Origin of the sequence: Paraglaciecola sp., from assembly GCF_030730205.1 — a bacterium.
Taxonomy (GTDB): domain Bacteria; phylum Pseudomonadota; class Gammaproteobacteria; order Enterobacterales; family Alteromonadaceae; genus Paraglaciecola.
The window spans coordinates 1-15,001 of record NZ_JANQVQ010000143.1; the positions used below are offsets into that span (position 1 = coordinate 1).

Consider the following 15,001-nt stretch of genomic DNA (forward strand, 5'->3'; position numbering starts at 1 on the left):
CCGGCATCGGTGGTGTGGTGTTATTTGCTGATAATTTAGACAACACCGAACAAATGCTGAGGCTAAACTATGCTTTACAACAAGCGGCGCAGCGTGGTGGTCACTCACCCCTATTTATTGCCATTGACCAAGAAGGTGGGCGAGTGGTCCGTATTCCGCAAAACCTTGCGACCTCGTTTGCTGGTAATATGGCCATCGGCGCTACCTATGCGCAGCATGGCGATTATTTTGCGCGCCTCAGCGGTGAAATTATTGCTAAGGAGCTGCTCTCGCTTGGCTTCAATGTAAACTTTGCACCTACAGTAGATGTAAATGTAAATCCGCTTAACCCAGTGATCAACGTGCGCTCGTACGGCGAAGATGCAAACATAGTGGCAGAATTAGGCACTGCACAAATGGCGGCGATGCAGGCTCAAGGTATGATGGCAACCTTGAAGCATTTCCCTGGACACGGTGATACCAGCGTAGATAGCCATACCGGTTTACCCCGGGTTGAACATGGTTTACAGCAAATAGAGGCATCGGATTTACTGCCTTTCCAATACGCGATTGACCAAAATGCACCTGCCATGATCATGACCGCTCACATTCAATATCCGCAGCTAGACAATACGCTATTTACCACCAAAGAAGGTGAAAGCACGATTTTACCGGCGACAATGTCGCGTAAAATTTTGACGGATTTGCTGCGTGATAAAATGGCATTTAAAGGCCTTATTGTCACCGATGCCTTGGATATGGCGGGCATATCTCACTTTTTTGATAAAACCGAAGCGGTTATTCAAACCTTTGCTGCTGGCGCTGATATTGCCTTAATGCCGATTGCTATTCGACGCCCTGCAGATATTGGCAAATTAGATGCACTCATTGATGATGTGGTAAAAGCCGTGCAAACCGAGCGCTTAGACAAACAAGAAATCACTCTCTCGGCACAGCGTATTGAACAGGTAAAAAATCAATATCAACTTGCTCAGCGCAATACTTTGCCCTTAGAGCAAGCCATTGAAAACGCACAAGCCACCTTAGGCAATGCCCGTCATCGGCAGGTGGAACAAGCCTTGGCTGACAGTGCCATTGTTCAAATCAAAGATGCTGGTGTATTGCCTCTCAAGCAAACCTTGAAGTCAGTCTATTTAAGTATGCCAGATACGACCAAATGTATGGCCTTGACCTTAGCGCTTACAACACGATTACCCAAGGTAAACATTCAGTGTGGCAGTGTAGCGAACGGTAACCAGGGTTCAGATTTTGATATGCGCGAGCAAGCGGATGTGATCATTGCTGCAGATATCTCACCGGATCAAAGTTTAGTTGAACTAGGCGGTATGGACGACATTCAAACGTGGCGCGATAGAGCACCTAAAGAGCAGCAATTAAGTCAACAGCTAGCCTTGCTACAGGCAGCCAAAGCCCAAGGAAAAACCACCATTTTTATTAGCCTGCGGGCACCTTACAACGTTAATGTTTTTGCGCATTACGCAGATGTTATATTGGCGAGTTTTGCTTATAACAGCAATAAAGTGGAATACATGGACAAATCTGGCCGTTTAATCACGCAGTTTGAGGGCGCCATTTTTAACGCGTTAGCGGATGTCATTACCGGTAATAAAGTGGCCACAGGTACTTTGCCTGTGACCATTGACTTATAAGCGACATATAGCAAAATAATAAAACGAGCTATAAATAAAATATTGCTGCCAAGATGAGTGGATATTCCATTTCTGTTGATTATGTAAAACGCTGATTTTAGATATTTTAATGTATTTATTCACATGCTATGGGCTACAATTATTCGCAATGTTTAAATAAAATATTTATGAGTGTTAATGTCAACATTTAGCAAAATTAAAGCCCTTAAAGGCTCTTTATCGAGCAGTGAATTAAAATTAGCCAAATTCGCTCTCGACTCATCCAATGCAATCCGCGAGTTATCATCACAAGAATTAGCCAATGTGGTAGGCGTCAGTCAATCTAGTGTCGTTAAATTTGCCCAGAAACTCGGGTATAAAGGCTATCCCGCCTTTAAATTGGGCATTATTGATGCGCTAAACACTGCGCCCAGTGGCGGTACCTTGCATGGTAAAATCACCATTACTGATAGTTTTAGTCAAATGTCAGATAAGCTTCTTAGTAGCAAAATGGCAGTGTTAAGTGAAACCCAAAAACTGAATGACGAAAAGGCCTTTTTAGCCGCAGTAGACATCTTGAAATCTGCCAAACGTATTTTAATTTGTGGCTTGGGTGGGTCGGCTTTAGTGGGGAAAGATTTTTCGTATAAGTTACAAAAGTTAGGCATGTTGGCCATTGAAGAGCCCGATGCCCATGCTCAGCTGGCTTTTGCCGCGACGTTGTCTGACAACGATTTAGTATTTGCTATCAGCGAATCGGGCAGTACTAAAGAAATCGTTAATGTAGTGAGTCAGGCCAAAAAAAATCAGTCAAAAGTGATTTCTATTACCCGTTACGGCAGCAATCCTATTTCAGATTTGGCTGATGTAAAACTGTTTTCAGTTGCCGACGAAGAGTCAGCACGTTTGTCGTCCATATTAGCGCGCACCGCTCAGGAGTTTATTATTGATATTCTGTTTATCGCGATAACTCAGTCTTCTCGCCAAGGTCGTCAAACCTTAGAGAAAACTAACGCGGTAGTGAGCGAATTTAGACGGATGTCTTAATAATCTGGATACAGTAAGTAGGGCTTACGTTGTTGTTTAAAGGTAAGTAAGTCAGTTTGCCATGCCGCTTTGATTTGCTTAGCAGTTTGGCCTTGCTGTATGGCCAAGCGTAAACTATCGGTACCCGCTAATTTGTCCATAAAATCAGGCCGTTCAAAAAAACCAAATCCGGCTTTTTTGAACTGGGAAAAAGCCTGAATAAATAAACTTAAATCTAAGCCTTGTATTGCACTAGCACGTAAATCAGTACCAAACAGGAGTTGGTTTTCAAGTTTTGGATGCAAAGCGCTGCCTGGCTTCGATACTGGCGTAAATTCAAAGTCACCCAAGGAAATCATGTCGTGGCCCATGACCTGAAAAGGGAAATCGGTACCTCGGCCAATACTGACAGGCGTTGCTTCAAAAAAACACAGTGAAGGATAGAGCTGAATTGATTGGCGATTAGGTAAATTAGGGCTCGGTGCGACGGGCAATTCGTAGGGCATATCCCGCTGATAGTGCTTATTGGCAATAGTGACTAGGTTTAGAGACTCAGCTTGGTTTATCCAGCCCTCTCCTTTAATCATGCGGGCAAGTTCAGCCAAGGTCATGCCGTGTAAAATAGGAATTGGGTGTATACCAACAAACGACTGAAAATCAGGTTCAAGAATAGGCCCGTCTACAAAGCTGCCGTTAGGGTTTGGACGATCAAGTACCATAAACTGGGTACCTGATTCTGCTGCCGCTTCCATCATGTAATGCATCGAACTAATAAAGGTATAAAACCTGACGCCCACATCTTGAATATCAAAGATTACGACATCTAACTCATCCATTAATTCAGGGCTAGGCTTTTTGTGCTTACCGTAGATGGAACTGATTGCCACCCCTGTTTTAGCGTCTATAGCATTTTTAACATGGGCACCTGCGTCATAGTCGCCTCTAAAGCCATGTTCAGGCGCAAAAATACGCAGCACATTAATCTTATTGGCCAGTAAATAATCAAGTAAATGTTGGTCGTGGACTAAGGACGATTGGTTAACGACTAAACCCACCTTCTTATTTTTAAGCAAAGGCAAGTAGCGCTCACCTTGTTCGGCGCCCACTTGCATAGTTACTGGTACGTGTGTGTCAATTGTGGAGCAGGCGCTAGCGATAAACACCAGACAGAAAACGACGAGAGTTTTCGTTGAAAATGTACGTGTCACTCTCTCATTACCCTTTACTTTGCACGGCTTTGCGTAAAAAACCGTGGTGTTGCTGTAAGAGCTGTGTTGCCTGTGCAGCATCAGATTGGGTGAGTATCATCAAAATCGCTAATTTGGCTTCGTTACCTGCTTCTTTTAGGGCCAGGGTCGCGGTTTCTTCGCTGCAGTCTGTGGCTTGCATCACAATTAGCAAAGCTCTGGCATAGAGTTTTTCATTGCTGGCACTGACATCAACCATAAGATTTTGATAGGTTTTGCCAATTCTGATCATACTGGCGGTACTTAACATATTTAAAATGAGTTTTTGCGCCGTGCCTGACTTCATGCGGGTGGAGCCTGTGAGAATTTCTGGGCCGACGGCAGCGCAAATTTCGATATCTGCCGCTTTACCGATTGCAGAATTGGGATTACAGCTCAGAGACACTGATTTTGCGCCAATTTGTTTTGCATATTTTAAAGCCGAAATTACATAAGGTGTCCGACCGCTTGCTGCGATACCAACGACAACATCCTTAGCATTGAAGTTGACGGCGTTTAAGTCTGAAATGGCTGCAGCTTGATTATCTTCTGCTCCTTCAACGGCTCGTTTAATGGCTTTTTCACCGCCGGCAATAATACCGATGACCATCTCTTCCGACACGCTAAACGTTGGGATGCATTCAACGGCATCGAGTATACCTAAACGTCCGCTTGTACCCGCGCCAATGTAGATTAAACGGCCTTGATTTTGAAAGGCTTCAACAATGCAGTCTACAGCTTGGGCAATAAAGGGTAAGGCCGGTTTAATGGCTAAAGCAACTTTTTGGTCTTCCTCATTGATTAAATTCAGAATCGCTTCTGTTGAGAGCAAATCGATATCTAAAGTGCTGCTATTGCGAGTTTCAGACAATATAGAATGGAGCTCGTTTAAAAGAGGATTTCGGGTCATGGTAATTTTCACATTTTTTATTTAATGAACATCGGCAATTTGGGTATGTTTTATATACCAAATCCCTTTAGTTATCTTGTATAAATTCATTTTGTTCACGATCGGGTTCAGACTGATTTGAACCACTACTGCAAATCGCAAACGCCAAGGCACTGCCGATGCAAAGTTGCCATGTAAATCCTAAGTCAAACAGCCACTCTTGCGGGAGGACCAGCGCCATGACATAGGGCTGAAAAAACAAGGTCAGCATAAAACCTCCTAACAATGCTGCTAATACACTGCGGTGATTACCACGATGCGTAAACAGCACAGTAAAATAGACGCCAAGCAAACCGCTGTAAGAAAATACCATTACACTGAGTGCAAACTGCAAGAGGGGCATGTCAGAGTGTTGTTGCCAAAAATAGCATAGGCAAGCCATGGCACTGAGTGCTACCGCCACCACCAGCATGCCTATTCTACCGGCCTTTACATAGTGCAGATCACTAATATCTTGCCGACGACGCATTAACCAGGGTCTATAGAGGTCTTGCACAACTACGGATGACATCGAGTTAAGGCCGGAATTTAAAGTAGACAAGGCCGCAGCGATAATCCCTACTGTGACGAGGGCTTTTATGCCAGCTGGGATTTCATTAAGTACATAGTACATGAAGATCGTAACCGATTCGCCTTTAAAGCTAGGCACGACATTGCTAGAAGACCCGTTATTCATTATGTCAGGCCGATCATAGAAAATAAAAAGCAGTAAGCCGATACTGATAAAAACGAGCATGACGGGTACCACCATGACCACGGAATACAACATGGCTTTGCTCCCTTGACGCGCATTTTTACACGTTAGTACTCGTTGGGTCATGTCTTGATCTAGGCCAAAAGCCGCGATGTTTAGCAGCACAAAGCCGGTGATGACCGACCAAAAGTTAAATACTCCCTTAGCGCTAAAATCGAGATCAAAGTGAAAAAAGGTAAGTTTAGAGGCTGCCCCAGGGCTTGGCTCAGATAAGGCGTGTAGGATAGTGTTAAAATCTGCAGGTATAGCAGCATAGAGGCAGTACACAACTGCTATTGCCGCTCCTACATAAATGCCACATTGCAGCACGTCACTGTAGATGACCGAGCGAATGCCGCCATAAACGGTATACAGTAGTCCGCAACCAGCAATAATGAATACTGCAATAATGACATGCATTGCAGCAATATCACCAAACAAAATCATCGAAATAGCTATTGCCGCCATGTATAACCGGGCACCGCTAGCAAATATACGACCAAATAAATACATCATGCCTGAATATTGTTTAGCTTTTGTCCCAAAGCGTTTTTCTAGTAATTCGTAAACGGTGAACACCTTAAATTGATAAAAGCGCGGGATGAGAAAATAAGCAACAAAGAGCGCGGCAATAAAAGCGCCTATGTTTGAAGTAAGATATGAAAAGTCGCCACGATAGCCTTGATCGGGGCCGCCTAAGAATGTGGCAGCAGATTGGGATGTGGCAAGAACAGAAATCGCTACTACCCATACTGACATGGAATTTCCACCAAGAAAGTAATCTTGGCTGTTAGCTGATTTACGATTAAAAAACCAGCCAGAACCTAATAATACCAAGCCATACGTAGCAAAAACTAACCAATCTAAGCTTGAGTATTGTTCTAACATTGAGCGCTCTTGTTATTGTGGTTTATCAATGTTTTTAGAATAGTTTATTCTCAATTGCTTGTATATAAGAAATAATAATTCAGCTTTCACCATCGCACTAAAGACCGTGTTGCCATCGTTTTATGCAATCATCACAATACTCGCAACAGTGTAAGCAACGATGCTCAACGCACCTGCAAATAAGGCGTATGGCATTTGTGTTTTAACGTGTGTGAGTAAGTCGCAACCTGCCGCAATAGATGAAATAGCCGTTGTATCAGAAATAGGTGAACAGTGATCACCAAACACTCCACCACCGAGTATTGCTGCAATCACTAATGACGGTGGCAATCCTAGGGTTTGAATGAGTGGCACACCAATGGGTACGAGTATGGCAAAGGTACCCCAGGACGTGCCGGTGGTGAAAGACATAATACCGCCAGCAATAAATAGCATCGGGGCAACCAACACTAAAGGTAAGTAATCCCCCACGAGTCCAGCGACATAAACACCGGTTCCTAACTCTTTTAGGCTAGCACCAAGGGTAAGTGATAAAAGGACAATGGTAACAACGGGTAGAAGTTCACCAATTCCTTTGAAGCCTAACTGCACAACTTCATGATGAGTAAAACGTTTGTGCCATAGCAATAATAAATAGGCGACAACACAAGCTAAAAATGTGGAATACAGTACGGATTTAGTGCCACTACCCTGAATTAAGTTACCTTGCCCCGTCCACAGCATAAATGCAATCATACCAAATATCATGACGCCTAGCGGCAGTAGCATAAAACGCGCTTTCGTGGGAGCTGTGTTTTCTAAACTCTGATTAGAGGTTTCGCACAGTTTTTCGGCCTCTTTCATCGGACCGTGCACTTTATCTTTGGCTATCGTGTAAGCCACCACAAATAGCGTAATAAGTGCGTAAAAATTCAAGGGAATGGTGCCTACTAAAATGCTAACTGGCGTTTCAGTGAGTTCATAATTGCTTAACAAGCCTAATACTAAAGCTCCCCAGCCATTGAGTAGTATTAAAATACACACCGGGGCGCTCGTACTATCAATAATATACGCTAAACGCGCCCGACTCATTTTGTATTTGTCGAATAAACCGCGGGCTAGAATTCCAGCTGTAAGCACACTTAAATTTGACTCAATGAATACCGCAATACCCGTAAACATGGTCAAACTACCCACTTGCCTTTTGCTTTTACCGATGCCTTTGTTGATTAAAAAATTCACTGTAGCCGCTACACCACCGGAATCCCGTATAAAGGCTAAAAGAGCGCCAACTAATAAACTAAATAACAACACCCTGGCATTGCCGGGATCACTGACAATACTCACAATTTGCTCAATGGTATTAATGGGCGTTAGCCATAAAGAGGTGTCGGGGCTGGCAAACAGGCTAATAAACTCGGCACTTAATATAGCTAGAAATAAGGCGAGGATGACTTCCTTTTTCCAAAAGACCACCACGATGGCGACGATGGGTGGAATGATTGAATAGATGTCCATCTTGGGTTCCTGTTTTAGTATTGCAATTTGCACATTGCTATTTTTTAGCGATTATACTGGGCTATTCACCTGAGTAGGTCAATATCAGGGTAGGCTTTGTAGCAAGAAAAATAATATTTTATTCGTATAATTAATATTAACTGCAATAACTAATGCCTTTTTATCGGCATGTTTCAAGGTAATTCTTACAAGTACATCGGAAAATAATTCTTAAGACACCGTATCAATCTGCTTGCTTGCAGAAAATTACCAATAAAAACAGTGGGTTATTTTTTGGCATTGATTTAGCTAATTGACTGCAGTCACTCAATTTAAACCAGAATTTACGTATGAAAAAAACTCATGATTTTCAAATAAACCAACAACGGGGCAATACAGGTTCACTCATGCTGGGCAAGTCTATTCATCGTTTTAATTGGTTTGGTTCTTTAGCCTACGCAACCCAGTGTGTAAACGTGTGGCTTAAGTCTTAGCTACATTTGGTGGACTAACAGTGTAGAGCTGACTAATGACACCATACATTCAGAAAGATAATGAGTTAAAAACAGTTTTGTTCATTTTTACCAAACAGCAGGGCTACTTTTAAGCCTTACGGAATGAGGAGAATACGATGAAAGCGATATCAATCACACTATTACTGGTGTTGTGCTCAGTGGCTTCTATATTTGCAATCAGTGAGCCGCTACAACACCAGCAAGCTACTCAAAAACTGCCCCCAGAATTGATTCAGTTAGGGGTGAAAATCAATGGGGTTGCTATCCTACCTGTCGCACGAGACCCTAGATTACGCTTTGAGCGCGCACAACATTATTATCAGCAAGCGCACAAACATCTTGAACAAAACTGGAAAAAACGCGCGGTGGAAGATGCTAATCGAGGGCTCTCATTACTGGCGATGAATGAGGTATAGGGCAGCCTGACAATACAGCGTAGGGGCTCTACCACTTAAATAATATAGGTAGCGGTGCCGGTGGCGATGTGCACGTTGGCTTCATTGTGCAAATCCATTCGACATACAGCAACTTTGTTTCCACGCCGTATCACTTGAGCGCTAGCGATAAACTGCTGACCTTTTCCCGGACGCAAATAATCAACGCGCATGTCCAAAGTGCCACCATTGGCAAGTTGGGCGTAGAAGGTTTGGATCTCAGCTTCAGAACGCAAGCTCTTTACGCCATATAAGAGAGCAGCAACACTTCCGACGGTATCTAGCACTGCAGCAGTGACTCCACCATGTAATATTTTGTGAACCGGATTGCCCATTAGATTATCGTGCCAATTTAATTTTATCTCTGCTTGAAAGTCATCTAAATGGCTAACTTGCATGCCCAACAGTTGATTGAAGGGCATATTTTCATTAAAAAAATGCGTAATGTGATTTGCTACGTCCTGAATTAATTGACTCATCGTTAAGTTCCAGCAGCCAAGTTAAAGAAGCTGCTTATGCCATGTAGCACCGCACTAACGGCAATGGACGCCAATATCATGCCCATTACCCGACTTACTACACTCGCACCGGCCTCGCCAATCACATTGAGAATGCGGCTGGCCAGAAGCATAAAAATAAGAGTAATGAGCAGAACACTTAAAATGATGAGTGTTGTCACGCCCTGATGAACCCAAGAAAATCGATGATTGTCTGTGAGGAGTACCGCCGCCATCATCGCCCCGGGGGATGCAATAGAGGGGATCGCAAGTGGAAATACATATTTGTGCATATTGCTCTCCACTAGATGTAACTCAGTTTCAGGTTTGCTTTCACCAAAAATCATGGTTAATGCGAAAAGGAATAAAATTATGCCGCCCGCAATTTGAAAGGCGGATAGGGGAATTTGCATGGCATCTAACAGATATTCACCTACCAATACAAAAAATATCAGCACGATAGCCGCAACTAACGTCGCTTTAATGGCTACTTGGCGCACAAGTTTGCCACTCATACCGATGGTGACAGCGATAAAAACGGGAATAGTGCCGATGGGATCAATGACAGCCCACAGCAATACAAATTGTCTAATTAAATCGTCCATCATGTCCTTCCGTATTCAGTATGGGGATGCTCTATCGCTTCCAGCGCCGATAGTACCTTGAATCGTCTCTGCGTGTCATGTAGAGGTAAATGAAAACGACGCGATAGACTTTTATTCTTAGTCTTTGTGCACATTTTTATTACTAAGCTCGTGAAGCACAGCTAAAAAACCTTTAGACTTGCGGGCCTGAATTTATGACGATGAGTTGATATTTGACTGCCCCTATTTCTTTGATGCAACAAGCCACCACCTTACTCAATAACATTTTTGGTTATACCGAGTTTAGAGCTGGGCAAGCAGAAGTCATTGAACAGGTGTTAGCGCAACGCGATACCTTAGTTTTAATGCCCACTGGCGGCGGCAAATCGCTCTGTTACCAAATACCAGCGCTTGTTTTGCCGGGTTTAAGTATTGTTGTATCACCGTTAATTTCATTAATGAAAGATCAAGTTGATGCATTAAATGCATATGGCGTAGAAGCCGCGTACATCAACTCTAATCTCAATTCTGAGCAGTTGCTAAGTGTTTTTCGTGGCATGCAAGATGGTCGTTATAAATTAGTATATGTGGCTCCAGAGCGTTTAATGAAACTCGACTTTATCGAACGTTTGCATAACTTAACTATCAGTTTATTTGCGGTAGATGAAGCCCACTGTGTATCGCATTGGGGCCACGATTTTCGTAAAGATTACCGTCTATTAGGGCAAATAAAACAGCAGTTTCCTCATGTTCCAATACTCGGTTTGACCGCAACCGCCGATTTAGCCACCCGCGCCGATATCGTTCAACAGCTTAACCTAGAGCAGCCCTTTGTGTTTAAGGGCAGTTTTGATCGGCCAAATATCCGTTACAACCAAGTGACTAAATACAAAGCAACAGAGCAAGTGATACAGTTTGTAAAACAGCAAGACGGTAGCGGCATTATTTATTGTAATAGCCGTAAGAAAGTAGATGATTTGACCTTAGCCCTAGCGAAGCAAGGGGTAAATTGCGCGGGTTATCATGCGGGTTTAGAAGGCGGCGTTCGAGATCTCATTCAGCGTGATTTTATTCAAGACAAAATTGATATTATCGTCGCGACAGTCGCCTTTGGCATGGGCATTGATAAGTCAAACGTACGGTTTGTTGTGCACTTTGATTTGCCTCGTAGTATTGAGTCCTACTATCAAGAAATTGGTCGCGCTGGGCGTGACGGCATGCCTTCTGAAGCCTTATTATTATACGATGAGAAAGATGCAGCACGTATTAGGCAGTGGATCGCTAGTGGTGAGAACGAAGCGCGTAATGAAGTCGAATTACAAAAATTTGCCGCGATGGAAGCCTTTGGTGAAGCGCAAACTTGTAGGCGACAAATATTACTGAATTATTTTGCTGAATATTCCGCCGGCCAATGTCAAAACTGTGATATTTGTTTGGATCCCCCTAAGGCGTTTGACGGCACTATTGATGCGCAAAAGGTGTTGTCTTGTGTCTATCGTTTATCCCAACAGGTCGCCAGTCAATACTTAATTGATGTGTTACGAGGGAAACAATTAAAACGCATTATTGAATTGCAGCACGACAAACTGAGTACCTTTGCCATAGGAAAGGAGCAAAGTGATGCTTATTGGCACAACATTATCAATCAACTTATCCATAGGGGCTTTCTTCGGGTGGATATCACCCAACATTCGGTGCTTAAGTTAACTGAAGCAGCTCGCCCCGTTTTGCGTCAAAATCAGCATGTAGAATTGGCTGTGCCGCGTTTGACAATAGATTTAAGCAATAATAAGCGCGCCATTGAGCAAGACTACGATCGAGCACTGTTTGCCAAGCTCAAACATTTACGCAAAAACATTGCCGAACAAGATGATGTTCCGCCCTTTGTGGTATTCAGTGATGCAAGCTTGGCTGATATGGCAGTAAAATGCCCGCAATCAAGTCGTGAATTTTTAGCGGTTTCAGGAGTAGGTCAAACCAAACTAGAGCGCTATGGCCCACGATTTATTGACGCTATTGCAAGACATTTAGCTTAGTATAGTCATGAGCTAGTCGGATTTAGATAGTTTTTTTACCTGCTTTTGAATCATCGGCACCATCTCCTTTTCAAACCAAGTATTGCGTTTGAGCCAAATATTATTGCGTGGGCTTGGATGCGGTAAGGGAATTATCTGGCTGGGATTTTTTAACCAGCTCTGCGCTAATTGGCTTACTGAGGCAGACGGTTTGTTTAGGTAATAAGACTGTGCATATTTTCCGATTACTAGGATCAATTCTATCTTGGGTAGGGCCGTCAAAATTCGCTCATGCCATGTAACAGCGCATTCTGGTCTTGGGGGTAAGTCGCCACTGCGGCCCTTACCGGGATAACATAGCCCCATTGGTAGGATCGCTATCTGAGTTGCATCATAAAACTCTTTATGCTCGACACCTAACCAGCTCCGCAGACGCTCTCCACTGGGATCATTAAAAGGTATACCCGACAGATGAGCCTGTTTTCCAGGTGCTTGCCCCGCCAGTAATATCTTAGCTTTCGGGTGTATCTGTAAAATGGGCTTTGCGCCAAGGGCTAAAAATGGACTACACACTTGGCAACGCTTTATTTCGCTTAGCAATGAATTAAAAGGAGACATGTATTGAGTTGGGTTTCCGAGGACTTAAAACATCAGCACAGCCTACTACCATGTAAAAAAATCGCTATAAAATAATGAGCCAAAAGCGGTTTTCAAGCGATTGTTTTATATATGAAAAATTGTGATTGAGGCAAGTTAAAAGAAGCATTTTGTGCATTGCCTGCCTTAATACTTAACTTCCTATGTCGGTGATTTTGACGCATACTTATCGGCCATTATTCACCTAATGACCTGCAAATTCGTGAAAGATACATCGAAAAAAAATGCCGATCCAAAAGTTGAGCGCTTAAAAATACCCCCCCATTCTATAGAGGCTGAGCAGTCTGTACTCGGTAGTATGTTAATCGCTCCTGATGCGTGGGACAAAGTAGCTGAATTAGTCAACGATGAAGATTTTTATAATCGTTCTCATCAAATCATCTTTCGCGCAATTTTACGTTTGTTAAGCAAAAGTCAGCCAATTGATTTAATTACTGTTTCTGAAGATTTAGAAGAGCGTAATGAATTAGAAGACGCTGGTGGCTTTGCTTATTTAGGTGAACTTGCGCGTAATACGCCAAGTGCTGCAAATGTTACAGCCTATGCACAAATTATAAAAGAACGCGCAGTAACCCGAGAATTGATTGGTGTAGCACATGAAATTGCTGAAGCGGGATATAATCCGGAAGGCCGCAATAGCGGCGAAATTCTGGATATGGCAGAAAGTAAAGTATTCGAAATTGCTGAAAAACGTACGGGCAAAGATGAAGGCCCAAAAAACGTAGAATCTGTGCTGGGTAAGACCATCGATCGTTTAGAAATACTGGTAAAAAGTAATAAAGAAGTGACTGGTGTTTCTACTGGTTATACGGATTTAGATAAAAAAACCAGTGGTTTACAGCCTTCTGATTTGATCATTGTAGCAGCGCGTCCTTCAATGGGTAAAACCACCTTTGCCATGAATTTATGCGAAAACGCGATGTTACTCGAAACGAAACCTGTATTGGTCTTTAGTTTAGAGATGCCTTCTGAACAAATCATGATGAGGATGTTGGCTTCATTAAGTCGAGTAGACCAAACGAAAATTCGTACCGCTCAGCTTAACGATGAAGATTGGGCGCGTATTTCTAACACGATGGCGATGCTCAAAGATAAAGATAATTTATTTATCGACGATTCATCAGGCTTAACACCCATGGATGTGCGCACACGTGCTCGTAAACTTGCTCGAGATCGTGGCGGTATCAGTCTTATCATGATTGACTATTTGCAACTCATGCGGGTTCCCAGTTTAAGTGATAATCGTACCTTGGAAATTGCCGAAATTTCTCGTTCACTCAAGGCCCTAGCAAAAGAGCTTGAAGTGCCAGTTGTCGCTTTATCTCAGTTAAACCGTGGACTAGAGCAACGAGCCGATAAAAGACCGATTAATTCAGATTTGCGTGAATCTGGTTCAATAGAGCAAGACGCGGATTTAATCATGTTTATTTATCGTGATGAGGTGTACCACGAGGAAAGTACTGATAAAGGTGTTGCGGAAATCATTATTGGTAAACAGCGTAATGGTCCCATTGGTACCAGTAGATTGACTTTCCAAGGTCAATTTTCGCGCTTTGATAATTACGCAGGACCGGCTGTTGCCGATGATTATTAAACCTTGAAAAAGGTTAGAAGTAAGCGCTTGTAAAATTTACAAGCGGGGTGACTTTTTTACTGGGTAACTCTCTTCGTAAGGCTGATAAAACTCGAATTTAAGCATAAAAAAAGGAGATGCAATGCATCTCCTTTTTGTTGTTCGTCTACTATTGAAAGACTATTTTTCTACTTTAACGCGTTTGCTAGCTGACACCTTTGCAGTAATGCGACGGTTTTTAGCATTAGCTGCTGGTGTATTAGCAGTATCTAATAATTGCGTTTCACCAAAACCTACAGCAGTGATACGTGAAGCATCGATACCATATTTAGTGATCAGTAACTTTCTTACTGCATCCGCACGCTTCTGAGACAATTGTAAGTTATAAGCCGCTTCACCTGGAGCTGAAGCATGACCCTCAATTACAGTGTCAGTGTTTGGATAACGATTCATGAAATCAGCAAAGGCTTGTAAGTCACTTACGTGGTTTACAATCACCGCACTGTTGTTAGCAAAAGTGAATTTCAATTCTTGGCTAACTTCTTCTTCCATAAAGACGCTACAACCTACTGCATCTACTTTATCTGTTATTGGTGTATTTGCACATTTGTCATCGGCATCAGCAACACCGTCGCCATCTGCATCTGCGCCGATTGCACAACCATTACTGTTGACTTTTGTGCCAGCAGGAGTGTTAGGACATAGGTCTAAACTGTTTAACACGCCATCTTTATCTTGGTCAATATCACAGCCTTTGGCATCAACTTGTGTACCTGGCGCCGTGTTAGGACACATATCTA

14 protein-coding genes are annotated in these 15,001 nt (G+C 42.9%); 6 read left to right on the top strand and 8 right to left on the bottom strand.

The features are described 5' to 3' along the window. Positions 1–1,649, top strand: a 1,649-nt coding sequence (locus NWQ57_RS10180; RefSeq protein ID WP_306022044.1) for a glycoside hydrolase family 3 protein, incomplete at its 5' end; no start/stop codon positions are given. A 177-nt stretch (positions 1,650–1,826) separates the two neighbouring features. Beyond that, entirely contained in the window at positions 1,827–2,675 is an 849-nt protein-coding gene (locus NWQ57_RS10185) for a MurR/RpiR family transcriptional regulator (protein ID WP_306022045.1), read from the top strand. Here NWQ57_RS10185 and NWQ57_RS10190 read toward each other — a convergent pair. The 4 genes from NWQ57_RS10190 to NWQ57_RS10205 all read right to left on the bottom strand — a co-directional run bounded on the left by NWQ57_RS10190 (position 2,672) and on the right by NWQ57_RS10205 (position 7,947). Further along, entirely contained in the window at positions 2,672–3,862 is a 1,191-nt protein-coding gene (locus NWQ57_RS10190) for an exo-beta-N-acetylmuramidase NamZ domain-containing protein (RefSeq protein WP_372340907.1), read from the bottom strand. The genes NWQ57_RS10185 and NWQ57_RS10190 overlap by 4 nt on opposite strands. 7 nt (positions 3,863–3,869) lie before the next feature. Continuing rightward, entirely contained in the window at positions 3,870–4,790 is a 921-nt protein-coding gene (gene murQ / locus NWQ57_RS10195; RefSeq protein ID WP_306022047.1) for an N-acetylmuramic acid 6-phosphate etherase, read from the bottom strand. A 67-nt stretch (positions 4,791–4,857) separates the two neighbouring features. Continuing rightward, positions 4,858–6,450 (bottom strand): sodium:solute symporter, encoded by a 1,593-nt coding sequence (locus tag NWQ57_RS10200; protein ID WP_306022048.1) that lies wholly within the window; start codon positions 6,448–6,450, stop codon positions 4,858–4,860. 120 nt (positions 6,451–6,570) lie between these two features. Further along, positions 6,571–7,947 (bottom strand): Na+/H+ antiporter NhaC family protein, encoded by a 1,377-nt coding sequence (locus NWQ57_RS10205; RefSeq protein ID WP_306022049.1) that lies wholly within the window; start codon positions 7,945–7,947, stop codon positions 6,571–6,573. A 329-nt stretch (positions 7,948–8,276) separates the two neighbouring features. On the opposite strand from NWQ57_RS10205, the gene NWQ57_RS10210 reads away from it, so the two are divergent. Next, a complete protein-coding gene (locus NWQ57_RS10210) occupies positions 8,277–8,420 on the top strand; it encodes a hypothetical protein (protein ID WP_306022050.1) in 144 nt (47 codons plus the stop codon). 137 nt (positions 8,421–8,557) lie between these two features. Beyond that, the gene (locus tag NWQ57_RS10215; RefSeq protein WP_306022051.1) at positions 8,558–8,857 is read left to right on the top strand and encodes a hypothetical protein; all 300 of its coding nucleotides are present in this window, start codon (positions 8,558–8,560) and stop codon (positions 8,855–8,857) included. Between the two features lie 35 nt (positions 8,858–8,892). Here the strand turns inward: NWQ57_RS10215 and NWQ57_RS10220 are convergent, their stop codons facing one another. Together NWQ57_RS10220 and NWQ57_RS10225 are read right to left on the bottom strand one after the other, a co-directional pair. After that, positions 8,893–9,354 carry a thioesterase family protein gene (locus NWQ57_RS10220; protein ID WP_306022052.1) on the bottom strand — a complete coding sequence of 154 codons (462 nt, stop codon included), beginning with the start codon at positions 9,352–9,354 and terminating at the stop codon, positions 8,893–8,895. 2 nt (positions 9,355–9,356) lie between these two features. Further along, a complete protein-coding gene (locus tag NWQ57_RS10225; protein ID WP_306022056.1) occupies positions 9,357–9,977 on the bottom strand; it encodes a MarC family protein in 621 nt (206 codons plus the stop codon). Positions 9,978–10,210: 233 nt separating this feature from the next. Between NWQ57_RS10225 and recQ the strand changes: the two genes are divergently transcribed. Next, a complete protein-coding gene (gene recQ, locus NWQ57_RS10230) occupies positions 10,211–11,992 on the top strand; it encodes a DNA helicase RecQ (RefSeq protein ID WP_306022057.1) in 1,782 nt (593 codons plus the stop codon). A gap of 12 nt (positions 11,993–12,004) precedes the next feature. On the opposite strand, the gene NWQ57_RS10235 is transcribed toward recQ, so the two are convergent. Next, a complete protein-coding gene (locus NWQ57_RS10235) occupies positions 12,005–12,589 on the bottom strand; it encodes a uracil-DNA glycosylase family protein (protein WP_306022053.1) in 585 nt (194 codons plus the stop codon). 226 nt (positions 12,590–12,815) lie between these two features. On the opposite strand from NWQ57_RS10235, the gene dnaB reads away from it, so the two are divergent. Then, entirely contained in the window at positions 12,816–14,222 is a 1,407-nt protein-coding gene (gene dnaB, locus NWQ57_RS10240) for a replicative DNA helicase (RefSeq protein WP_306022054.1), read from the top strand. 159 nt (positions 14,223–14,381) lie between these two features. Here the strand turns inward: dnaB and NWQ57_RS10245 are convergent. Then, positions 14,382–15,001: OmpA family protein (locus NWQ57_RS10245; protein ID WP_306022055.1), on the bottom strand; the 620-nt coding region annotated here is incomplete at its 5' end.